This is a genomic window from Streptomyces yerevanensis, assembly GCF_000716805.1.
Classification (GTDB): Bacteria; Actinomycetota; Actinomycetes; order Streptomycetales; family Streptomycetaceae; genus Streptomyces; species Streptomyces flaveus.
In genome coordinates this window covers 17,598-38,554 of sequence record NZ_JNWJ01000054.1, presented here as the reverse complement: position 1 = coordinate 38,554, position 20,957 = coordinate 17,598, and the positions used below count along the sequence as shown (strand labels likewise).

The 20,957-nt window shown below is 70.1% G+C and carries 20 protein-coding genes and 3 pseudogenes; 16 read left to right on the top strand and 7 right to left on the bottom strand.

The genetic code is table 11. The features are described from left to right. Positions 1-16 precede the first annotated feature (16 nt). Positions 17-913: a LysR family transcriptional regulator gene (locus OP79_RS38155; protein ID WP_033327072.1), complete on the top strand. Its 897-nt coding sequence runs from the start codon at positions 17-19 to the stop codon at positions 911-913. 214 nt (positions 914-1,127) lie between these two features. Here OP79_RS38155 and OP79_RS38150 read toward each other — a convergent pair whose 3' ends face one another. Beyond that, on the bottom strand, positions 1,128-1,595 hold the full coding sequence (locus OP79_RS38150; protein ID WP_033327070.1) for a pyridoxamine 5'-phosphate oxidase family protein: 468 nt from the start codon (positions 1,593-1,595) through the stop codon (positions 1,128-1,130). A 126-nt stretch (positions 1,596-1,721) separates the two neighbouring features. Here OP79_RS38150 and OP79_RS38145 point away from each other — a divergent pair, with 126 nt between their 5' ends. Beyond that, positions 1,722-2,372: a cysteine hydrolase family protein gene (locus tag OP79_RS38145; RefSeq protein WP_033327068.1), complete on the top strand. Its 651-nt coding sequence runs from the start codon at positions 1,722-1,724 to the stop codon at positions 2,370-2,372. Here OP79_RS38145 and OP79_RS38140 read toward each other — a convergent pair. Next, positions 2,359-2,844 (bottom strand): Rieske (2Fe-2S) protein, encoded by a 486-nt coding sequence (locus OP79_RS38140; RefSeq protein ID WP_033327066.1) that lies wholly within the window; start codon positions 2,842-2,844, stop codon positions 2,359-2,361. The genes OP79_RS38145 and OP79_RS38140 overlap by 14 nt on opposite strands. Positions 2,845-2,947: 103 nt before the next feature. Continuing rightward, complete coding sequence (locus OP79_RS38135) at positions 2,948-5,050, bottom strand: prolyl oligopeptidase family serine peptidase (RefSeq protein ID WP_051745264.1); 2,103 nt, start codon at positions 5,048-5,050, stop codon at positions 2,948-2,950. Between the two features lie 52 nt (positions 5,051-5,102). Here OP79_RS38135 and OP79_RS58670 point away from each other — a divergent pair. Continuing rightward, positions 5,103-5,209 (top strand): annotated as a pseudogene (locus OP79_RS58670) (HipA family kinase); the annotation flags it as partial. 115 nt (positions 5,210-5,324) lie between these two features. Here OP79_RS58670 and OP79_RS38130 read toward each other — a convergent pair. Then, entirely contained in the window at positions 5,325-6,086 is a 762-nt protein-coding gene (locus OP79_RS38130; protein ID WP_033327064.1) for a sulfite exporter TauE/SafE family protein, read from the bottom strand. Positions 6,087-6,434: 348 nt separating this feature from the next. Between OP79_RS38130 and OP79_RS38125 the strand changes: the two are divergent. Both OP79_RS38125 and OP79_RS38120 read left to right on the top strand, forming a co-directional pair. Beyond that, positions 6,435-6,569, top strand: a pseudogene (locus OP79_RS38125) (CBS domain-containing protein); the annotation flags it as partial. Positions 6,570-6,651: 82 nt separating this feature from the next. After that, entirely contained in the window at positions 6,652-7,149 is a 498-nt protein-coding gene (locus OP79_RS38120; RefSeq protein ID WP_033327060.1) for a flavodoxin domain-containing protein, read from the top strand. Positions 7,150-7,345: 196 nt separating this feature from the next. Here the strand turns inward: OP79_RS38120 and OP79_RS38115 are convergent, their stop codons facing one another. Next, the gene (locus OP79_RS38115) at positions 7,346-8,050 is read right to left on the bottom strand and encodes a CBS domain-containing protein (RefSeq protein WP_033327058.1); all 705 of its coding nucleotides are present in this window, start codon (positions 8,048-8,050) and stop codon (positions 7,346-7,348) included. A gap of 38 nt (positions 8,051-8,088) precedes the next feature. Next, positions 8,089-8,553 carry a Crp/Fnr family transcriptional regulator gene (locus OP79_RS38110; protein ID WP_033327057.1) on the bottom strand — a complete coding sequence of 155 codons (465 nt, stop codon included), beginning with the start codon at positions 8,551-8,553 and terminating at the stop codon, positions 8,089-8,091. A gap of 191 nt (positions 8,554-8,744) precedes the next feature. Between OP79_RS38110 and OP79_RS38105 the strand changes: the two genes are divergently transcribed. From OP79_RS38105 to OP79_RS38095, 3 genes and pseudogenes are all read left to right on the top strand, one after another. Then, positions 8,745-8,945: a hypothetical protein gene (locus OP79_RS38105; RefSeq protein WP_033327127.1), complete on the top strand. Its 201-nt coding sequence runs from the start codon at positions 8,745-8,747 to the stop codon at positions 8,943-8,945. A 272-nt stretch (positions 8,946-9,217) separates the two neighbouring features. Next, positions 9,218-9,658, top strand: a complete 441-nt coding sequence (locus OP79_RS38100; RefSeq protein ID WP_033327056.1) for a pyridoxamine 5'-phosphate oxidase family protein — start codon at positions 9,218-9,220, stop codon at positions 9,656-9,658. A gap of 61 nt (positions 9,659-9,719) precedes the next feature. Continuing rightward, a pseudogene (locus OP79_RS38095) lies at positions 9,720-9,965 on the top strand (pyruvate formate-lyase-activating protein); the annotation flags it as partial. Between the two features lie 115 nt (positions 9,966-10,080). On the opposite strand, the gene OP79_RS38090 reads toward OP79_RS38095, so the two are convergent. Next, the gene (locus OP79_RS38090; RefSeq protein ID WP_033327053.1) at positions 10,081-11,994 is read right to left on the bottom strand and encodes a CocE/NonD family hydrolase; all 1,914 of its coding nucleotides are present in this window, start codon (positions 11,992-11,994) and stop codon (positions 10,081-10,083) included. A 232-nt stretch (positions 11,995-12,226) separates the two neighbouring features. On the opposite strand from OP79_RS38090, the gene OP79_RS38085 reads away from it, so the two are divergent. The 8 genes from OP79_RS38085 (at position 12,227) to OP79_RS38050 (ending at position 20,937) form a co-directional block, all read left to right on the top strand. Beyond that, positions 12,227-13,801: an AbgT family transporter gene (locus OP79_RS38085; RefSeq protein ID WP_051745262.1), complete on the top strand. Its 1,575-nt coding sequence runs from the start codon at positions 12,227-12,229 to the stop codon at positions 13,799-13,801. Positions 13,802-13,823: 22 nt separating this feature from the next. Beyond that, positions 13,824-14,981 (top strand): ArsR/SmtB family transcription factor, encoded by a 1,158-nt coding sequence (locus OP79_RS38080; protein ID WP_033327051.1) that lies wholly within the window; start codon positions 13,824-13,826, stop codon positions 14,979-14,981. A gap of 238 nt (positions 14,982-15,219) precedes the next feature. Continuing rightward, on the top strand, positions 15,220-16,977 hold the full coding sequence (locus OP79_RS38075) for a SpoIIE family protein phosphatase (protein ID WP_051745260.1): 1,758 nt from the start codon (positions 15,220-15,222) through the stop codon (positions 16,975-16,977). A gap of 198 nt (positions 16,978-17,175) precedes the next feature. Further along, on the top strand, positions 17,176-17,868 hold the full coding sequence (locus OP79_RS38070; protein ID WP_033327049.1) for a response regulator: 693 nt from the start codon (positions 17,176-17,178) through the stop codon (positions 17,866-17,868). A 224-nt stretch (positions 17,869-18,092) separates the two neighbouring features. Next, positions 18,093-18,860 carry a HipA family kinase gene (locus OP79_RS38065; protein ID WP_033327047.1) on the top strand — a complete coding sequence of 256 codons (768 nt, stop codon included), beginning with the start codon at positions 18,093-18,095 and terminating at the stop codon, positions 18,858-18,860. Continuing rightward, on the top strand, positions 18,857-19,249 hold the full coding sequence (locus tag OP79_RS38060; protein ID WP_033327045.1) for a DUF3037 domain-containing protein: 393 nt from the start codon (positions 18,857-18,859) through the stop codon (positions 19,247-19,249). The genes OP79_RS38065 and OP79_RS38060 overlap by 4 nt, the downstream gene beginning before the upstream one ends. Positions 19,250-19,390: 141 nt before the next feature. Continuing rightward, positions 19,391-20,152: a 3-oxoacyl-ACP reductase FabG gene (gene fabG / locus OP79_RS38055; protein WP_033327043.1), complete on the top strand. Its 762-nt coding sequence runs from the start codon at positions 19,391-19,393 to the stop codon at positions 20,150-20,152. 26 nt (positions 20,153-20,178) lie between these two features. Continuing rightward, positions 20,179-20,937 (top strand): SDR family oxidoreductase, encoded by a 759-nt coding sequence (locus OP79_RS38050; RefSeq protein WP_033327041.1) that lies wholly within the window; start codon positions 20,179-20,181, stop codon positions 20,935-20,937. Positions 20,938-20,957 lie beyond the last annotated feature (20 nt).

Sequence of the window (20,957 nt, the reverse complement as noted above, 5' to 3'; positions counted from 1 at the left end):
TCGTAGCATTGCTTATGTGTTGAACCTGGAGCGTCTGCGTACCCTCGATGCCCTTGCCCGGCACGGCTCGGTCAGTCGTGCGGCCGAAGGGCTGCATGTCACGACCTCGGCCGTGTCCCAGCAGATGTCCAAGCTGGAGCGGGAGGTGGGGCAGCGGCTCGTCGCCAAGAACGGGCGGGGGGTGCGGCTCACCGACGCCGGGCGGTTGCTCGCCGATCATGCCGCGCGGATTCTGTCCCAGGTCGAGCTGGCGCAGTCCGATCTGGAGGCGCAGCGGGGGCAGGTGGTGGGGGAGTTGCGGCTTTCCGCGTTCCCGACTGCCGCGCGCGGGCTGTTTCCCGCGGCGCTTGCCGCGCTGCGGGCCGAGCATCCTGGACTGCGGGTTCGGTCGCGGGAGTTGGAACCTGAAGAAGGCGTTTTCGCGGTGGTTCGCGGCGATGTCGACATGGCGGTCGTGCTCGACTGGTACAACAAGCCGTTGCCTGTGCCGGAGGGGCTGGTCAAGGCCTCGCTTCTTGACGATGCCGCCGATGTGGCGATGCCTGCCGGGCATCCGCTTGCCGGGCGGGACGAGGTGGATCTCGAGGAGTTCGCCGACGACGAGTGGATCGCCTGGCCCGAGGGGGAGTTCTGCCACGAGTGGCTGTTCTTCACGCTTCGCGCCAAGGGGATCGAGCCGGTTGTCGCGCATCGGGCGGAGGAGCACCACACGCAGCTTGCGCTGGTTGCTGCGGGGCTCGGCGTGTGTGTCGCGCCTCGCCTCGGGCGTGGGGCGGTGCCGGACGGTGTACGTACGGTGCCGGTTCGTCAGCGTGTCACCCGGCATGTGTACGCGGTGTGGCGTGCCGATGGGGATCGGCGGCCGTCTGTTCGGGCGGCTGTTGAGGCGTTGCGCTCCGCTGGGGGGTCGTAGGGGTTTTCTTCCCCGAGCCCGCCCCTTCCCGGCTGTATCAATTTGCGGCTCCGCCGCGTGAGGGGGCTGCGCCCCCAGACCCCCGCCCCGGGGTGGTGGGTGACACTGCGTGTCGCGGCTGCGGGTGCGTCGTGGCTGGTCGCGCCCACGCGGCGGAGCCGCACATTGACACAGCCCCGCGCCCCTGAAGGGGCGCTACCGGAACCCCCTGTCGTCAAAGTGCAGCCAGTTTGCGGAAGTCCCATGACTTGATCGACTCCGGGGTCAGGCGGAGCCATGCGTGTCTGCCGTCGTGGGGCATCTCGTTCAGGCCGAAGTTCTTCTGCGCGAACAGGCGCTCCACGGCGTCGAGTTCGGGATACGGCTCGCCCGTGCGCGGGGCCTCGCCCACGAACTCGACCGTGCCCGACAGTTCCACGCCCCGCAGCTCTCCGTACTCGTCGCCTGCGTCTACGACCACCGCGATGCGGGGGTCCCTCTGCAGGTCGGCCCACCGTTTGCTGCGGGTGATCGAGTACAGCCAGAGGGAGGTGCCGTCCCAGGCGAACCAGAGGGCGCTGAGGTGAGGGGCGCCGTCTGCCGAGACGGTGGCTACTCGGCAGGTGCGTTGGGTGGTGAGGAACTCGTCCAGTTCTTCGGGGATCATCATGATCTTTCGGCCCCGGCGTTGCGTGGTGGTCATGTGGGTTCCTCTTTTCTGACTTTTCTGACTGGGCGTCAGGAAATCATGCGGCGTCTTCCGCCCTCACGCAATGGTCGCTACGCTCGCCCGCCACCGCAGCGCCACCCGTCCGTCCCAGGGGGAGCCATGCCGTCGTACGAAGAGCTCAGTGAACTCCTCGACCCCGCGACCACGGTCCTGCTGACCGTCGAGTGCCAGCAGGGCGTCGTCGGCCAGGACAGCGCGCTGCCCGAACTCGCCAAGGAGGCACGCGCGTCGGGTGTCCTGGCCCGTATCGCCCAGCTGGTCGCCGGGGCGCACGAGAGCGGAGTACAGGTGATCCACGCGATCGCCGAACGTCGCCCCGACGGGCGCGGCGCCAATCACAACGCCCGGCTGTTCCGGGCCGCCGAGCGACTGCCGGTGCAGCAACTGTCGGGGACGACGGCGGTACGCGTCGCGCCGCCCATCGAGGTCGCCGACGAGGATCTCGTCGTACGCCGACTGCACGGGCTGTCGCCGATCGCGGGCACGGACGTCGACCCGCTGCTGCGCAACCTGGGCTGCCGCACGCTGATCGTGACCGGTGTCTCGGCCAACGTGGCCATACCCAACGCCGTGTTCGACGCCGTCAACCGCGGCTACACCGCCGTCGTGCCCAGGGACGCCATCGCGGGGGTGCCTTCCGACTACACCCCCGCAATGGTCCGCAACACGCTCGCCCTGGTGGCCACCATCACCACCACGGACGAGGTGCTGGCCTGTTTCAGGCGTCCGCGCAAGATCACGCGAGCGTGATCGAGTCTCCCTCGACGGTGATGTTCGCGGCGGTCAGCGCACTGGTCGCGGGCCCCTTCTCGACACTGCCGTCCGTGACACTGAACTGGCTGCCGTGAGCGGGGCAGGTGATCAGGCCGTTGTCCACGGCGTTGACCTGCTGTTTCTGGTGCGGGCAGGTCGTCGAGAAGGCCTTGAACTCGCCGGCCGTCGGCTGGGTGACGACCACCTTCTGGTCGGCGAAAACCTTGCCGCCGCCCTCCGGGATCTCACTGGTCTTGGCCAGCGCCTCACCGCCGCCGGAGCCGCCGGAGCCGCCGGAGCCGGATGGTTCGGAGGAGCCGGATGAGCCCGACGAGCCCGACGAGCTGTCGTCGGAGCCTCCGCAGGCGGTGAGCGCGGCGGTGGCACCGGCCGCGCCGAGTGCCGCGAGGATGGTGCGGCGACAGATTGCCGGCGCGGGCTGAGCACGCTGAAGCGATTCGCTGGACATGTGGCGGTCCCTTCCACAGATGTGCAGATGTGCAGATGTGCTTGGGATCAACGCGGAACGCGCTGATCCACATCAAGGTGTACGCGGACGTCACCAAGGTCGTTCACAAAGTACTTGAGTTCTTGATGAAATCGAGATCAAGCCGGAGCAGGGTGTCTATCACGCCCTCCTGTGTGACCAAGTGGGTCGAACCGGGCAGCGGCAGCACGCTGTGCGGACGGCCCGCCGCAAGCAGCGCCGCCGAGAAGCGCAGCATGTGCGCGGGCGCCACGTTGTCGTCGGCCATTCCGTGGACGAGCATCAGGGGACGCGTGAGCTTGTGCGCGTGCGCCACCAGGGAGCAGCGCTCGTAGTTCTCCGGCTGGACGTCCGGATGCCCCAGGAAGCGTTCCTTCCAGTGCGTGTCGTACAGGCGCAGATCGGTCGGGGCCGCGCCCGCGACGGCCGCGTGGAAGACATCGGGCCGGTGCAGCACAGCGCCCGCCGCGAGGTAGCCGCCGAAGGACCAGCCGCGGATCGACACGCGGCTCGTGTCCAGCTCCGGGAAGAGTTCCGCCGCCGCGCGCACGGCGTCCGCCTGGTCCTCGACCACGGGCGTCAACTGGTCACCGTGGATGGCCGCTTCCCACGCCCGGTCACGCCCCGGCGTGCCCCGCCCGTCGACGGACAGCACTGCGAAGCCCTGCTCGGCGAACCACTGGTTCACCGCGTGCCACCAGGCCGCCGCCTTCACGACGGTCTGCAGGCCGGGCCCCGAGTAGGAGTGCACGATCACGGGCAGCCGACGCGTCCCCGGCTCGTACGACTCCGGCAAGTAGAGCGCTGCTCGCAGTTCCCGCTCGCCGAGCGTCAGGAAACGGGGCCGCGGCTCGGTCACGGGCCGCTCGGCCAGCACCCGGATCCGCCCGGCCGGCCTGCCGTCCCGCAGCACCGTCACCGTCTGCCCGTCGAGCGTCCTGCTGTCCAGGACGACCGTGCCGCCCCCGACGGCGGCGCTGTGCACGCCCGGCTCGTCGGTCAGCCGCACCAAGCCGCCGACCGCGTCGTACGACCAGACGTGGGACTCGGTCGGCTCCTCGCTCGCGACGAAGAAGATCCGCTCACCGACCACGCCGACCAGATCATGGACGTACATGTCCTCGGGCGTACGCACTCCGGTCGCGGGCATCCACAGTCCGCGGATCACGTCCTGTGTGGTGAGGACGGGGCCGGCGGCGGTATGGACCGGCGTTCCGGGCACGAACTCCAGCCAGGCGGCGTCGCGTTGGTGGTGCAGCCTCTTGGTCGTACCGGTCGACGCGTCGATGCGGAGCAGATACGCCGAGCGCTGGTCCCTGGTCTGTACGACGGCGAAGGGGCCCGCATCGCCCCAGCCCGCCTCCACGACGTACTCGAAGGCCGCGTCGGTCCACTCGCCCGCCGGATGCGCCTCGGCGGCCTCCTTGGGGAGCCGTACCCCGATGCGGTCGCCGTCGAGTCCCACCACGTGCAGCGACAGCTCCGCGTTGGCGGTGCCCGCCGCCGGGTACCGGACCGCGCGCGGCGGGCGCGTGGGATCCGACGGATCGCTGATGTACCACCGCTGGACGGGCGAGTTGTCGACCCGCACCACCAGCAGCTCCTCCCCGTCCGGCGACCACCAGAAGGACCGCGTACGGTGCAGCGACTCGGCGGAGACGTGGTCGGCGAGTCCGTACGTCACCTCCGGGTGCTCCGGCCTGGCCAGCGCGCGGTCGGCCGTGCCGTCGATGCGTACGACGCGGAGGGCACCGTCACTCACGTACGCGATGCGGGAGCCGTCGGGGCTGGGGTGCGGGGCGACGACCGGGCCCGCCGTGGGGATCCGGCGCGGTACGCCCTCGTCCGTGCGCACGGTCCACAGGGCGCCCGACAGCGTGAACACGACCAGGCGGACGGCCTCGTCGGTGGCGTACGAGACGATCCCGCCGGTCGTCTCGCGTGCCCGCTCCCGGCGGATCCGTTCGGCCTCCGGGACCTCGCCGCCGTCGCCGAGCGCGAACGGGTCCGCGAGCAGGCGCTCCTCGCCGTCCTCGTACAGCCACAGGCAGCCGGTCGTGGAGCGGCCGCTCGTGGTGCGCAGAAAGAGCACGCGGTCGCCGTCGGGGGAGACGGTGAAGGCGCGGGGCACGCCGAGCGAGAAGCGTTTCGTGCGGGCGAGTTGGAGGGGGAGGTCTTCGGCGGTCACGGTGATCCTTTCGGGCGGGTGGAAAACAGCATCGCCCCAGTGGCCTGGGGCGATGCTCAAGGAAGTCAGTGCGACCCGTTACATCACGCCGTTGCGTGAGGGCGGCTCGCTGCCGGGTCACGGGTCGAGGCCGATGACCTCGGAACGTACGTCATGAAGTCCTCGATGACCCTGGCGATGTTCCGGAAGGTACCGGGCCGGCCGAAAAAGGAGATGTTGCACCGTACTCTGCCGTGCCCGGCTCGTGAGAAGCGCCGACGCGCAGCTCCGTGCGTCAGCGGAGCAGAAGCTGGACGATGGAGACGACACCGATCGTCACGATCAGGGCCCGCAGCACCGCGGGGCTGAAGCGGCGGCCCACTTTGGCTCCGAGCTGGCCGCCGAGCGCGGAACCGGCCGCGATGAGCGCGACGGCGGTCCAGTCGAAGTCCGCGACGAAGAGGAAGAACAGCGCGGCGATCGCGTTGACGACGGCGACCAGTACGTTCTTGACGGCGACGAGGCGCTGCATCGTTTCGTCGAGGAGTATACCCATCAGGGACATGTAGATGATTCCCTGGGCGGCGGAGAAGTAGCCGCCATAGACGCTGGCCAGCGTCAGGCCGACGAACAGCAGCGGGCCACCGTCGCGACGGTTGGTGTCGCTCGGTGCGTTGCGGCGCATCCGCTTGCTGATCAGCGGCTGGACCGAGACCAGGACGAGGGCGAAGCCCACCAGGACCGGCACGATCAACTCGAACGCGGTGGCGGGCAGGGCCAGCAGGAGGATGGCGCCGGTGACACCGCCCAGCAGGGCGCCGACGCTGAGTTTCAGGATGCGTCGGCCCTGCCCCTTGAGCTCTCTTCGATAGCCGAAGGCTCCGCTGATGTTGCCGGGGATGAGGCCGAGCGCATTGGAAACCGTGGCGGTGACAGGGGTGAGACCGGTGGCGAGCAGAACGGGAAAGGTGATCAGTGTTCCCGAGCCGACCACGGTATTGATGGCACCGGCGCTCACACCGGCGCCGAACACGGCGAGCATCTCCCCCGGCGTCACGCCAAGGCCCCGCCGGCGGCGATGGCCGCTGCTGCCGCCGGTACAGGCCCGGTACGCCGGCGTCCGGGGCCGGAGGAGATCTTCATGAAGCCGACCCTAGACGGGTGACATTTCGGTGACCGCCGAATTGTTCGGGCTCCACTTTTGAACAGCCGTGAGCGCAAGCGACTTCGGCCGACGACGCGGCCCGGCTCGCCCGCTCACGGACCACGACGTACACGACCTGATCACCTCCCCGCGCTGCGCCCCGGTCCTGGCGTCACCGTGCCGGACGCGCGGATCCGCCTGGTGCCGTGCAGGCCCCAGGACCCCTACCTGCGCCGACTCCGCTGAGAAGGGAAAATGGACATGAAGCACAACAAGGTCGGCTCCGTGATGACCACGGACGTCGTCCGCGCCACGTACGGCACCCCGTTCAAGGAGGTCGCGAGGATGCTCGCGGCCCACCGGATCAACGGACTGCCGGTGGTGGACCTGGACGACGCGCGCCTGCACACCCGGGAACAGGCACTGCACGGCGTGGCCGACGACTGGCTGCGCCGAGTATGAGAGGAGGTGTACCGCCATGACCGGCACCGTGTTGGTCGCCTACGGAACCACGAACGGATCGACGGCGCAGATCGCCGAAGCCATCGCCGACGTGCTGAGCAAGTACGGGCTGACGGTCGAGGCCCTTCCGGCCCAGTCCGTGACGAGTGTGGCGTCGTACGAGGCGGTGGTCGTCGGCGGCGGACTGTACGCCGGACGCTGGCAGAAGCACGCCCGGCGGTTCATCCGCCGGCACCGCAGGGCCCTGTCCGAACGCCCCCTGTGGCTGTTCAGCAGCGGCCCGCTCGACCCCTCGGCCTCGGAGAAGGACATCCCGCCCGTACCCGGCGTGAAGAAGGCCATGGCCGAGCTGGACGCCAGGGAGCACGTCACCTTCGGGGGCTGCCTGGAGGAGGGTGCGAAGGGATGGGTCGCGCGGATGCTCCTCCGCAACGGAAAGGGCGGAGACTTCCGCGACTTCACCGCGATCGAGACGTGGGCGGCACATGTCGCCGACGAGCTGACGCACACATAAAGGCGGGCCGGGACGCTGTGCCCGTCCAGACACCCGTGCTCGGCACCGGTGTCGTCGCCATGGCCGTACCTACGACGGCACCACGGCTACGGGGCACGTGGCCTCGCGCAACACAGACCGAATCAGCGCGTGCCTGCGGGCGTGCGCAACGCCGCCAAGTCTCCGCCGCGAAGTATCGACGTTCACTCGGGGCGGTTCACGAGGGTGAGGCGTTCTCGTTGTGACTCGACGGGGCAGGGGGCCTCTCCGAGGAACGGCCGTGCTCGGAGACGTCGAACTCCACGTCCACGACCCCCTCGACGGCCCGGATCAGACGTGCCGCCACGGGGACAAGGGACGTGTCCCGGATGCGACCGCCGATCGTCACGACCCCGTCCCGCACCGCCACGCGTGCGGCCGACGTCGGCGCGGGGAAGAGGTACGACATCACCTCCCGACGGACCTCCTCCGCGATGTCCTCGTCGTCGCGGAGGAACACCTTGAGCAGGTCGGCGCGGCTGACGATGCCCTGCAGCATGCCCACGTCGTCGACGACGGGCAGCCGTTTCACCTTGGCGTGAGCCATGGTCCGCGCGGCCTGGGCGAGCGTCGCGTTCGCGTGGACGGTGAGGGCCGGCGAGGTCATCAGCTCCCCGGCGGTCACCGCGCCGGCCTTCGCGAGGTCGGACAGGCGCCGCAGCTGGGTGTACCGGTCGGGGTCGCTGTCGCGGAACTCCTCCTTGGGCAGCAGGTCGGCCTCGGACACCACTCCGACGACCCGGCCCTCGCCCTCCAGGACAGGAAGGGCGCTGACCTTCCAGTCCTGCATCATCCGCACGATCTCCTTGAAGGGGGCGCCGCGGCCGATGGCGGCGACGGTGTGGGTCATCACGTCGCTGACGATGTGCGGGGTGCCGTGCATGGTGCCTCCTTCGGAGCTGTCACTTCGACTCGGCGCGGTCACCGGAGGCCGCCGCTGCCGTAGGGGGCGTACAGGTCCAGCAGCCGGGTGCGGGCCGAGTGCAGGCGGTGGGCGAGGACGTCGCCCACCCACTGGGCGACGTTCGCGCCGAGCGCGGGGTCGTCCTTGCACATCGAGCGGATCGCGGTGGCGTCGAACTCGTAGGCGCGCACGGGAGTGGTCGCCTCGGCGCCCAGGTGCCAGGTGTGCGGGGCGAACAGCCAGGACCAGCCGATGAGTTCGTTGTGGCCGAGGGTCTCGATGACGGCGGCGCGGCGGCCGGGCACGTGCATGTCGAGGGCGACGGTGCCGGTACGGATGATCCAGAACCGGTCGGCGCGGCCTCCCTCGTTGAAGAGGCGGGTGCCCTGGGGGAACGACACCTCCCGGGCGAAGCGCATCAGCCGCTGCCGGTGCTCGGCGGGCAGCGACTGCAGCATGCTGGCCGTGGCGGGAGCGTTCATGACGTGCCTCCGATCAGGGCGACGAACCTGTCACGTCCAGCGTGCTCCCGTGCCCCCTCCTGGGCCATGGGCCACCTGGCCCCATGGCCGGGCCGCCCGGTACCCCGTGGGAGCCCTTGGGCCCCTGTGCCGGAACGGGCCCGGCGGTTCGATGAAGTCGGGAGACAACCCGCTGGAAGGGGGTGTTCGTCGTGGGTACGTCACTGACCCCGGAGTTCTGGAGGCTGTTCGCCGTCCTCCTGGTGATCTCCATGGCGGTCACCTTCGTGCTCAGCGCCGCGCTCGACGTGCTGGCGCTACGGGCGCAGCGGCGCCGCAGCCGGCGCCGGCCGACGGCCAGGCGGATGACCGAGGCGTCCCGTCGACCCGTTCGGACCCTGGTCCGGCACTGAGCCACAGAAGTGCGGAGCGTTGCTGTCGCGCCGGGAACCCATGGTGGCGTCGTGCCGGACATCCGAGCCCCCTCTTGGCGAAGCGGCCGACCGGCCAGAGCGGTACCAGCGCCTCCCCGGAAGGCCGGGCTCACTGCGGGATCGATCGGGGTGGGGACAACGGGTCGTTCTCCGGCAGGGCCGGGACCCATGGCCCCTCACGCCCGGACCTCGTCCGGCTCACGGTGGAAGGACAGCAGTACCTCTGTACCACGCGAAGGACGGGCCGGCCGATGTACGCCAATGACGGTTTCCGCGAACTCGAGCGGCAGGAGTGCCTGCGGCTGATGGCCAAGGTGCCCGTCGGCCGCATCGTCTACACGCGCCGGGCTCTGCCCGCCGTGCTGCCGGTCAACTTCAGTCTGGACCACGACGGCGCGGTCCTGTTGTGCACCTCCGCGACCTCGGAACTGGTCCGCGCGATCGACGGCGCCGTGGTCGCCTTCGAGACCGACGACGTCGACGCGGCCCGGCACTCCGGGTGGAGCGTCGTCGTCACGGGCACGGCCACGGTGGTGACCGATCCCGCCGAGCACGAACGCCTGGCCCGCACCGGCCCGGCCTCCTGGGCGCCCGCGCCGCAGGAGGCCTTCGTCCGCATCGAGCCCGAACTGGCCACCGGGCGTGAACTCGTCGGCGGACACACCCTGTACGGGGTGGACCTCACGGCCTGAAGGTCTTTTCTCCTTCTTCCCGTTTCTTCTCGTCCGGCCGGGTCCGGGCCCAACGGCCCAATGGATCCGCTACGTCCTGGTGCCCGGCTGGACCGACGACCCGGCGGCCGTCGACGGCCTCGGCGCCTTCCTGGCCGGGCTCGGCAACGTCGACCGGGTGGACGTCCTGCCGTTCCACAAACTGGGTGCCCACAAGTACGACGCGCTGGGCATGCCCTTCCCTCTGCGCGACACACCTACGCCGGATCCGGACCTGACGGAGCGGGTGCGCGACCAGTTCCGGGAGCACGGCTTGCGGGCGCTCTGATCGAGTAGCCCACCACGGCATGAGCGAGGCGCCAAGGGCCGAAGCGCCCCGGCCAGAATGATCCGATCGCTCCAGCTGATCCCTGGGCAGCCTCGGCGGACACGCGGCTGTCCGGCTACGCGAGTGCGTCCGCGCCTCCTTCCAGCCACACCCGTAGGTGGGAGGGGTGCTCCGCATTCATATGCATGGTGTTCACCGCTATGACGGTGCGGCGGGCGGCGGCCTCCGGTTCGCCGGTGTTGGTGTTGACGTCGAAGCGGGGGAAGTTGCTGGAGGAGACGTCGAGCCGGATGCGGTGGCCGGCGGCGAAGCGGTTTGCCGTGTCGGGGGCGATGACCTCGATCTCGTACACCTCGCCCGGAGTGAGCAACTCCGGCTTCTCGTAGGAGCGGTGGAAGCGGCAGCGGACGATGCCGTCGGTGAGGTTCATGGCGAAGCCGTGCGGATAGTCGGCGTTGGGCGGGTGGACGTCGATCAGCTTGATGGTGAAGTCGGTGTCCGGGGCCGTGGTCGAGATGTGGAGCCTGGCCGACACCGGGCCGGCCAGCACCACGTCCCGCTCGAGAGGCGGAGTGGTCAGGCTGATCACGTCCGGGCGGGAATCCAGCGGCAGATACGGCTCACGGGCCCCGTACACCCGGACGTCCGGGGCGTTCTGGTCGTACGCCCCGCCCGTCATCACCGGCTCGCCCGAGGTGACTTGGCCTCCCATGGTGGGTACCGGGTGGCGCGGGTCGAAGTCGTAGGTCACCGACGCGGCGGCCACGGCAGGCGGGGAGAGGGTGAGGGTGCCTGCGGCGGTGAGGTACAGGGCGACGGGGGCCGTCGACGCCGGCGGCCAGTGGGCGTCGGTGCGCCATGCGCCGCCGTGCCGCATCCGCCCGGCCGCATCCCTTCGGCCGTCGCCGCCGCCCATCAGGAAGTACTGCACGGCGGGAAGGTCTCCGCTCTGCGGATTCCCTTCGTCTTCCCGGCCCAGCGCCCGGTCGAACCAGCGGCGGCGGAGCTCCAGGTACGACGGGGCGAGGTTGCCGTCCAGTGTTGCTTGCGGGCCGAAGTCCACGTCTCCGGCGTACGTGTCGCAGCGGCGCCCGTGCGTCCACGGGCCCATGACCAGGTAGGAGGGGGCCGACTTCAGCTCCCGCAGGGCGGTGAAGTTCTCGATCGTGGAGCGGACGTAGGGGTCGTACCAGCTGCCCAGGTGGAGGCTCGGCGCGTCCGGGAAACGTTCGTAGAAGCCTCGCCCGTAGATCGCCGGGTTGCGGTAGTAGTCCCCGAAGGTGTCCTGCCGCCACTGCTCCAGCAAGTAGTCCTCGTACGCCGAAAGGTGCCGTAGCGGCGTGCAGCCCGGCCGCCACGGCATCGCACCGAACCAGCCCGCCACGTCAACCCGCGACAGTGCCTCGGACAGCACCGGATCCGCCGCGGCCTCCGGGCTGTTCAGCGCCTGCCGCAGTGCCCAGGTCACCTGCTTCAGTTCGAAGGCGCCGCCCATCCGCATCCCCGCGTCGTACGCGGAGGAGAAACCGCCCGAGTCCTGAACCATGGCGGCGAGCCCCGTCGCCCCCTCGGCGGCTGCGGCTGCCTGGACGTGGGCGGAGTAGGACACCCCCGTCATCACGACCCTGCCGTCACACCACGGCTGGTTCCTGAGCCAGGCGATCGTGTCCGCCCCGTCCGGGCCTTCGCCGAGGTACTTCACGAACGTTCCCTCGGAGTCGCCGCGGCCCCGGCAGTCCTGCCGTACGACGTGGTAGCGGGCATCGGTGAAGTGCCGGGCGATGTCCTCGGGCTGCGGGACCGGCGCGTCACCGCGGTCCTGGTCCGAACCGCGCTGCGCGCGCCGGCCGTACGGGGTGCGCTCGAGGAGCACGGGAAGCGCGGTCGTCTCCGGTTCGGGGGAGGTGGAGTACAGGTCGGCGGCGAGACGGATGCCGTCCCGCATGGGAACGCGCAGGGTACGCCGCCACAGGGCGCCGCCCTGGAGGGGTTCGGGCCGGCAGGTGTGGGAGGTGTCGTACGAGGTCATTCCCGTGACGCTAAGCAACGGCCCCGATCTTGGCGATCACTTGACGTCATCAGGTCAACTGTTCCGCCGAACGGTGACGGGGCCGGACACGGGACCTACTGTGCAGCGCAACCCGGCAACACGCCCCGTGCCTTGCGACGGATCGTGCGCGGTTCCGGGTCTCTGTTTCCCACACAGCGCTCGCCACGCGGCCGCGTCGTGCCCTCGTTCACCGTCCTCACAGGAGGCCGCCATGACCACACCTGCCCACCGCCCCCAGGAGGTGCAGGCCCCGGAGCCCGACGAGGGGGGCCGTGGCTCCCGGCTCCTCGACCTGGTCGAGCGTGCGGGAAACGCACTGCCGCATCCGTTCTGGCTGTTCTGGATCCTGTGCGGGGTGGTCGCCCTCGTCAGCTCGGCGCTGAACGCCTCCGGCCTGCAGGTCGAGGACCCCTCCTCGGGTGACCTGGTCGGCGTACGCAGCGCCCTGTCGGCGGACGCCGTACGGGACCTGATCACCGGCGCCGAGGAGTCCTTCGTCACCTTCGGCCCACTCGGCACCGTGCTCATGGTGATGCTCGGCGTCGCGGTCGCCGAGCGGTCGGGACTCTTCGAAGCACTGGCCCGCCGCATGCTGTCCGGCCTGTCCCCGCGCACGGTCGTCCTGGGCGTGGCCCTGGGCGGCGTACTGGGCAAGTTCCTGTCCGACTCCGCCTACGTGGTCCTCATCCCGCTCGGGGCGGTGGCCTTCCGCGCGGTGGGCCGCTCGCCGATGCTCGGCATGATCGTCGCGTTCGTCTCCATCAACGCCGCAGGCGACGCCAACCCGCTGATCGCCCCGGGTGACGCGCTGTTCGCCTCCGTGGCCACCGAGGCCGCGCAGCTCGTCGACAAGGACGTGGTGGTCCGCGCGACGGACAACATGTACTTCACCACCGTCTCGGCTTTCGTGCTGGCCGGCACCATCGCCCTGGTCGTGGACAAGATCCTTGCCAAGCGCGAGCACCATCTGACCCCCGACCCGGACCTGGAGGCCGCCGCGGCACAGCGGGTCGTCGCCGCGGAGGTCGACGACACAACCGAGCGGCGGGCCCTGAAGCTGACCGGCCTTGCCGTGCTCGGCTACGCCGCGCTGATGGTGCTCGCGATGCTGCCCGCCTCGTCGCCGTTGCGCGGCGAGGGGGGCGCGATCGTGGAGTCCACCTTCATGAACGCCATCGCTGTCTTCCTCACCGTCTTCTTCCTGCTGATCGGCGCCGTGTACGGGAGGCTCACCGGGCGGATCAGGGGGAGCCGCGCGATTCCGGAGTTCATGGCGGAGGGAGTGCGCTCCATCGCACCGCTGCTGGTGCTCTTCTTCGCCGTCTCCCAGTTCCTCGCCCTGTTCAAGTGGACCAACATCGCCACGGTCGTCGCGGTCGAAGGTGCGGACTTCCTCAAGCAGTTGGGCGCGCCCACGCTGGTGCTGTTCTCGCTGCTGATCGTCGCGGTCGCCCTGATGAACCTCCTCATCACCTCCGGCTCCGCCCTGTGGACCCTGGTCGCCCCGGCACTGGTGCCGATGCTGATGCTGCTCGGCACCAGCCCGGCCACCACTATGGCGCTCTACCGCATCGCCGACTCCTGTACGAACTCCATCACCCCGATGAGCACCTCGTTCATGCTCTGCGTCGGCTACCTGCAGACCCTGCGCCGCAAGGCCGGCATCGGCACCCTGGTCTCCTTCACCCTGCCCGTCGCCATGATCATGCTGGTGGTCTGGGTACTGCTGTTCTTCGCCTGGTACCTGCTGGGCATCCCGCTCGGTCCGGGCGCGCCCGTACGGTGAACTCCGGCCGTACGCTGACGGCGTGAGCATCGTCCTCGACCTCGGAGGGCTCGGCCCCGCGGACCTCGCGGTCGGGCCCTCCGCGCTGTCGGAACTGATGGCGAGCCTGCACGTGCTCGCCGAACCCGAGCACCACTCGGAGGCCGCCGGCTGGACGGCCCGCGCCGCCGCGGCGGGACCAGAGCTGCACGACGAGTTGACCGTGTTCGCCCCTCTGTGGGCCCGCTACCGCTGCCGCCTGTTCTTTCCCCGTGCGCTGCCGCTCGCGGCGAGCCTTCACGAGGAGCTGGCGGCGATCGCGGCGCTGTCGGCCGAGGACTTCCTCGAGCTGGTGGCGCCAGGGGTCCTCGGCACCAACGCACAGCCCGTTCCGCCGGCCCGCGAGTTGCGCGCAGGCACCGCCGCCGCGGAGGACTACACCCGCCGCTGCCTGCGCCGCTCCTACGCCCGCGGTGAACTGGCGCGGCAGCTGGTGGCGGCACCGCTGGAGCTGCGGGACCGGTTGCTGGCGGTGCTGCGGAACGCCGACACCGCGTTCTTCGCCGAGGACTGGCGTACCCTGCGGCCGGCCCTGGAGGACCACGCGCGGGAGGTACGTCGCCGACTGGCCGCCCGCCCCCTGGGGGCACCCCCGGCCGGAGGCTGGGGGGCTTCGGCCGGGGGGACCCCCATCTCGCTTCGCTCGCCCGCGGATGTGCTCACCGAACTGCTGCCGACGGCGGCCCGGGTCGGACCGGGGGAGCGGGTACGGCTGGACAAGCTGCAGATCGACGAGGTGAAGGTGGCCCCGCGCCCCCTCGTCCTCGTCCCGTCCGCCCGGGTGTGGCCGCATCTGACGGTCAAGAACGAGCACCCGTCGTGCGTGGTGGTGCAGTACGCGGCGCGCGGCACCTCCCTGGCCGGACAGCTGACCGTGCGGGATCTGCACCACCGGCTGATGGCGCTGACCTCGCCCGCCCGGATGGAGCTGTGCCGCCATCTGCTGGGCGAGCCCATCACCACGTCGGAGCTCGCCGCCCGACTCGGCTCCAGCGAGCCACAGGTCTCCCGCGCCCTGCGGACCCTGCGCGACGCGGGCCTGGTGCGCTCCACCCGAGACGGCAAGCTGGTGCGGCACCGGCTCGCCACGGACGTCATCCAGCGACTGGGCCACGATGTCCTCGCAACCGTGGCACGGTGAGCCGACGAGGAAGACTTCAGGTGGCAGAAGACGCCCGCTCCGGGTGGGAACCTGCGGCCCCGGACGGTCTACCGGTCACGGACCGCCGGACCAGGGCGGCAGGATGGACAAGGCCATGCCAAGGGCCAGATCCGCCCACTGAGCAGGCCGCCATGACCTGCGGGTGCGTGGCGTGGTCGTCTGGGCCAGACTGAAGCGAGGCATGACCTCGTCAGGGGGCGGGTGAGGAGGTTCGGGCGTGGGCTTTGACCGGCTTCCGCTCAGGTGGCTCTTCTCAGGCGCTGAGGATGTGCTGCTGTCCGCCCTGGCGGATGCGCCCGGGGAGGCGGTGGAGCAGGCCCGCGAGTACGGGATCCTGCGGAGCATCCTGGACAGTACGCCTGCTTCGGTGGCTGTGCTGGACCAACAGTTGCGCTACCGGTACGTCAACGCCGCCATGGGCCGGATGGGCGGGGTGCCGCCCTCGGCGTTCCACGGCCGGACCATGGCCGAAGTACTGCCGGGGATCCACCGCTCGGACGAGGTCCTGCGCATGGTGCTCGACGACGGGCGGCCCCGTGCGCTGTCCGTCACGGGGACGACACGGGCCCCTTCATCGTTCCGGCACAGACAGTGGAACGCGGTCTACCACCGGCTGGAGGACGACGGGCGAGTACTCGGTCTGTGCGCCATCTCGGTCGAAGTCAGCGGGCTGCGTCAGCACATGGACGACCTGGAGAAGGCCCACCAGCGGCTGGCGCTGCTTGACACCGCTGCCACCCGGATCGGCACCACGCTCAGCGTCGAGAGGACCTGTGCCGAACTGACCGAGTTCGTCGTGCCGAGCCTGGCCGACAAGGCGTCCGTGTGCACCCTGGAGGAGGAGTCCGGTGATGCGCCGCCACCGACTCCGGGTGTCGTACGACTGCGCATCACGGCCTCCGCGGGAGGCCCGGACATCGTCCGGTGCCGGGGACTGGTCGGGAGAGCCGGCGACTACTTCGACGTCCCCCGTGACTCACCGACCCGGAAGTGCCTGGACACGGGCCGCCCGTGGGTGGGGAACCTGGTCACGGACGACGTGTTGCTCAAGGTGGTGCGGACCCAGTTCAGCCTGGAGGTGGTCCGCGCCGCGGAGATCCACTCCGTTCTCGTGGTGCCGCTGCCGAACAAGGGCCATCCGGTCGGTGTCGTCCACCTGTGGAGGGCAGCGGATTCGGCTCCGTTCACGGACGAGGACGTGATCGTGGCGCAGGATCTGGCCGCCCGGGCTGCCGTCGCCATCGACAACGCCCGCCAGTACTCCCTCGAGCACGCCATGGCCCTGGAGTTGCAACGCGCGCTGCTGTCCGAGCCCGGCAGCCCTCATCCGGACATAGAGGTGGCCTCCCGCTACCTGCCGGCCGGGCACCGCGCACTCGTCGGCGGGGACTGGTGCGACTCGATCGCCCTGCCGTCGGGACGCACCCTCCAGGTCATGGGTGATGTGATGGGCCACGGGTTCACGGCGGCCGTCGCCATGAGCCAGTACCGCTCGCTGCTGCGCACCCTGGCCGTCTCCGGCGCCCCGGTCGAGCGGATCCTGGAAGAGGCCGACCATCGGGTCGCGAGCATCGGCGTCGACCGAGTGGCCACCTGTCTGCTCGCCCTCATCGACCCCGGCTCCGGCACCTGCACGATCTCCAGCGCGGGCCACCCTCCGCCGGTACTGCTGCACCGGCAGGCCCGTGCCGATCTCGTACGGGTCCCTGCGGGTCCGCCGTTGGGAACCGACCTGGGAAGGCACGAGGCAGTGACCGTGCCCCTGCCACCCGGAGAGGTGCTCCTGCTGTACACCGACGGTCTGGTCGAACTGCGCCGGATGGACATCGATGCCTCACTGCGGCGCCTGACCGATCTCAGTCTCGACGTGGAGGGTCCGCTGGAGGACGTGCTCGACACCGTGCTCGCACGCCTGGTGCACGGACTCACTGAAGACGACGTCACCCTGCTCGCCGCCCGCCTGCGGGCCGCATGACACGGGTTTGCGGACGGCGGGACAAGCTTCCGGAGCATGCCTTCGATTGGGAAGGCGGGAGTGCCGGAGCGAAAGAGGCCGGTTGGCCCTGGCCGTTCGGCCCGGAATCGCGGAGGATCTTCGACAGGGAAGGACCGGTCCCGCCCATCCGGCGGTTTCCGGTGCTGGAGACAGACGACACAGGACAGGAGCCCGTCGATGGCGGACAGCGAGCGGCCCGGACCCGACAACCCGATCCGGGTCTTTCTGCTGGACGACCACGAGGTGGTACGACGAGGGGTGCACGACCTGCTGGACGACGAACCGGACATCACCGTGATCGGCGAGGCCGCAAATGTGGAGCAGGCACTGGTCCGCGTCCCCGCGCTGCGCCCGCAAGTGGCTGTGCTCGACGTGCGTCTGCCCGACGGCGACGGCGTGACCGTGTGCCGGGAGCTGCGCTCGCAGATGCCGGAACTGGCCTGCCTGATGCTCACCTCCTTCGACGACGAAGAGGCCCTGCTCGACTCGATCATGGCGGGCGCCTCCGGGTACGTGCTGAAGCAGATCCAGGGCTCGGACCTGGTGTCGGCCGTGCGCACCGTGGCCCGCGGGCAGTCGCTGCTCGACCCCAGCGCCACCGCCAAGCTGATGGCCCGCCTGCGTCAAGGTCAGGAGCCGGAGCCCGAACCTGACGCCCTGCCGGGCCTGACCGACCGGGAGCGGGAGATCCTGGCGCTGATCGGCGAAGGGCTCACCAACCGCCAGATCGGTCAGCGGCTCTACCTCGCGGAGAAGACGGTCAAGAACCACATCTCCCGCCTGCTGGCCAAGCTCGGTGTGGAGCGGCGCATCCAGGCCGCCGTCATCGCCACCCAGGCCCAGGACCGGCGCAAGCAAGAAGGACGCTGACGCCGCACGGCGAGCCGTGGGGCCGAACAGCCCCGGCTCGCCTCCGTACGGCCCGAGCCCGATCGCGTTCCCGGCCGGAAGGCCGCCAGCACAGACAGACGCGGATCGATCGGGAGGACGACGAACATGAGCGTGCGCGTGGGAACCGACGGCTTCGGCCGCATCGGACGGAACTACCTGCGCTGCAGGCCGCCGGACTCTATGAGAGCGGATTGCCGGGGAAAATGCTGACTGAGGTCACCGCGACCCGATACATCACACCGTTGCGTGAGGGCGGCTCGCTGCCGGGGCTCGTCGAGGCCGACGATCTCGGAACGTACGTCATGAAGTTCACCGGCGCCGGGCAAGGGCGCAAGACTCTCGTCGCGGAGGTCGTCTGTGGTGAACTCGCCCGTCGTCTGGGCCTGCGCGTGCCGGGACTGGTCACGATCGGGCTCGATCCTGTCATCGGACTCGGTGAACCGGACGAGGAAGTACAGGAGTTGCTCAAGTCGAGCGGTGGGCTGAACCTCGGGATGGACTTTCTCTCCCGGGCGATCGGATTCGACGCTCTCGCGCACCGGGTGAGCCCGGAGGAAGCCGGGAAGATCGTCTGGTTCGACGCGCTGGTCAACAACGTGGACCGGTCATGGCGAAACCCCAACTTGCTTGTGTGGCAAGGCGATCTGTGGCTGATCGACCACGGCGCCACCATGATCTGGCACCACAACTGGCCCGGCGCACCCGCCTCCGCGGCCCGGCCGTACGACGCCTCCGACCACGCGCTCGCGCCCTTCGGCCCCGACATCGCCTCCGCCGCCGCTCAGTTGGCGCCGCTGATCACCGGGGAACTGCTCGCCGAGGTGACCGCCGAGATCCCCGAGGTCTGGCTGACGGACGAGCCGGGGTTCGACTCGGCCGACGCGCTCAGGCGCGCCTACGCGGAGCCGCTGCTGGCGCGCGCCGCCACCATTCACGAGCGCATCGAGATCGGCGGGGTGGGGGCGAAGTGAGCGGGCGCGACGGCCGTGACGTCTACGAGTACGCCCTGCTGCGCGTCGTACCGCGCGTCGAGCGGGGGGAGTGCTTCAACGCGGGCGTGCTGGTGTACTGCCGTGCGAAGTCCTTCGTGGCCGCGCGCACGCATCTCGACGAGGGCAAGCTGCGGGCGCTGGACCCGGCGGCGGACGCGGCCGGCGTGCGCGCCGCGCTGCGCGCCGTCGAGGGTGTCTGCGCCGGGGGCGCGGCGGCGGGACAGGCGGCGAGCGACGACGCGGGGCGGCGCTTCCGCTGGCTGATCGCGCCCCGTTCGACCGTCGTCCAGCCGGGTCCCGTGCACACCGGTCTCACCGCGGATCCCGAGGCCGAGGTCGAGCGGCTTCTCGACCTGCTGGTGAGGTGATGGATCACATGTGCGTGGTGTTTCGTTGACACTGAGTGCCAGGGCTTCTAGCGTCACATCCGCGGAAGGGTACTAAGCGGTCGCTCACTTCACGGGCGTACCGTGTGAGCGCAGGCTTTTCAAAGGCGAGGAGAATCAGCAATGTCCACCACTGAGCAGCGGGTAGCCGTAGTCACCGGTGCCGCACGCGGTATCGGCGCCGCGACCGCCGTACGACTGGCCGCCGAGGGGCGTGCCGTCGCGGTGATCGATCTCGACGAGGCCGCCTGCAAGGACACCGTGGAGAAGATCACCTCCGCCGGCGGCAAGGCGATCGCCGTCGGCTGTGACGTCTCCGACGAGGCCCAGGTCGAGGCCGCCGTGACGCGGATCGCCGAGGAGCTCGGTGCGCCGACCATCCTCGTGAACAACGCGGGCGTGCTCCGCGACAACCTCCTCTTCAAGATGTCCGCGTCCGACTGGGACACGGTCATGAGCGTGCACCTGCGCGGCGCCTTCCTGATGACGCGGGCCGTCCAGAAGTACATGGTGGACGCCAAGTTCGGCCGCGTCGTCAACCTCTCCTCGTCCTCGGCGCTCGGCAACCGCGGCCAGGTCAACTACTCGGCCGCCAAGGCCGGCCTGCAGGGCTTCACCAAGACGCTCGCGTTCGAGCTCGGCAAGTTCGGCGTCACAGCGAACGCCGTCGCGCCCGGCTTCATCGTCACCGACATGACCGCCGCCACCGCCGAGCGGGTCGGCATGGGCTTCGAGGACTTCCAGGCCGCGGCCGCCACCCAGATCCCCGTACAGCGTGTCGGCAGGCCGGACGACGTCGCGGGCGCGATCGCCTTCTTCACGGGTGACGACGCCGGATTCGTCTCCGGACAGGTGCTGTACGTTGCCGGCGGACCGCTCAACTGAGGCCGGGAAAGCCAGGGACAAGAGACATGACCACTGTGGAACTCTCGGGCAAGGTCGCGCTCATCACCGGCGCGAGCCGCGGCATCGGCTACGGCATCGCGGAGGCGCTGATCGCCCGCGGTGACCGGGTGTGCATCACCGGCCGGGGTGAGGAGGCGCTCAAGGAGGCCGTCGAGAAGCTCGGCGCCGACCGCGTCATCGGCGTCGCGGGCAAGGCCCATGACGAAGCTCACCAGGCCGTCGCCGTCGAGCGCACGATGGAGGCGTTCGGCCGGATCGACTTCCTGATCAACAACGCCGGTACGAATCCGGTGTTCGGGCCGATGGCCGAGTTGGACCTGAACGTCGCGCGCAAGGTCTTCGAGACCAATGTGATCTCCGCGCTCGGCTTCGCCCAGCGGACGTGGAAGGCCTGGCAGAGCGAGAACGGCGGCGCGATCGTCAACATCGCCTCCGTCGCCGGTGTCTCGGCCTCGCCGTTCATCGGCGCGTACGGCATGAGCAAGGCCGCGATGATCAACCTGACCGTCCAGCTGGCGCACGAGTACGCGCCCAAGGTACGGGTCAACGCGATCGCGCCGGCCGTGGTGAAGACCAAGTTCGCCGAGGCCCTGTGGGAGGGCCGCGAGGAGGAGGCCGCCGCGTCCTACCCGCTGGGCCGGCTCGGCGTGCCGTCCGACATCGGGGGCGCCGCCGCGTTCCTCACCTCGGAACAGTCGGACTGGATCACCGGGCAGACGCTCGTCGTCGACGGCGGGATCTTCCTCAACGCCGGCGTCGGCTGACGACGACGAGACGGACGCCC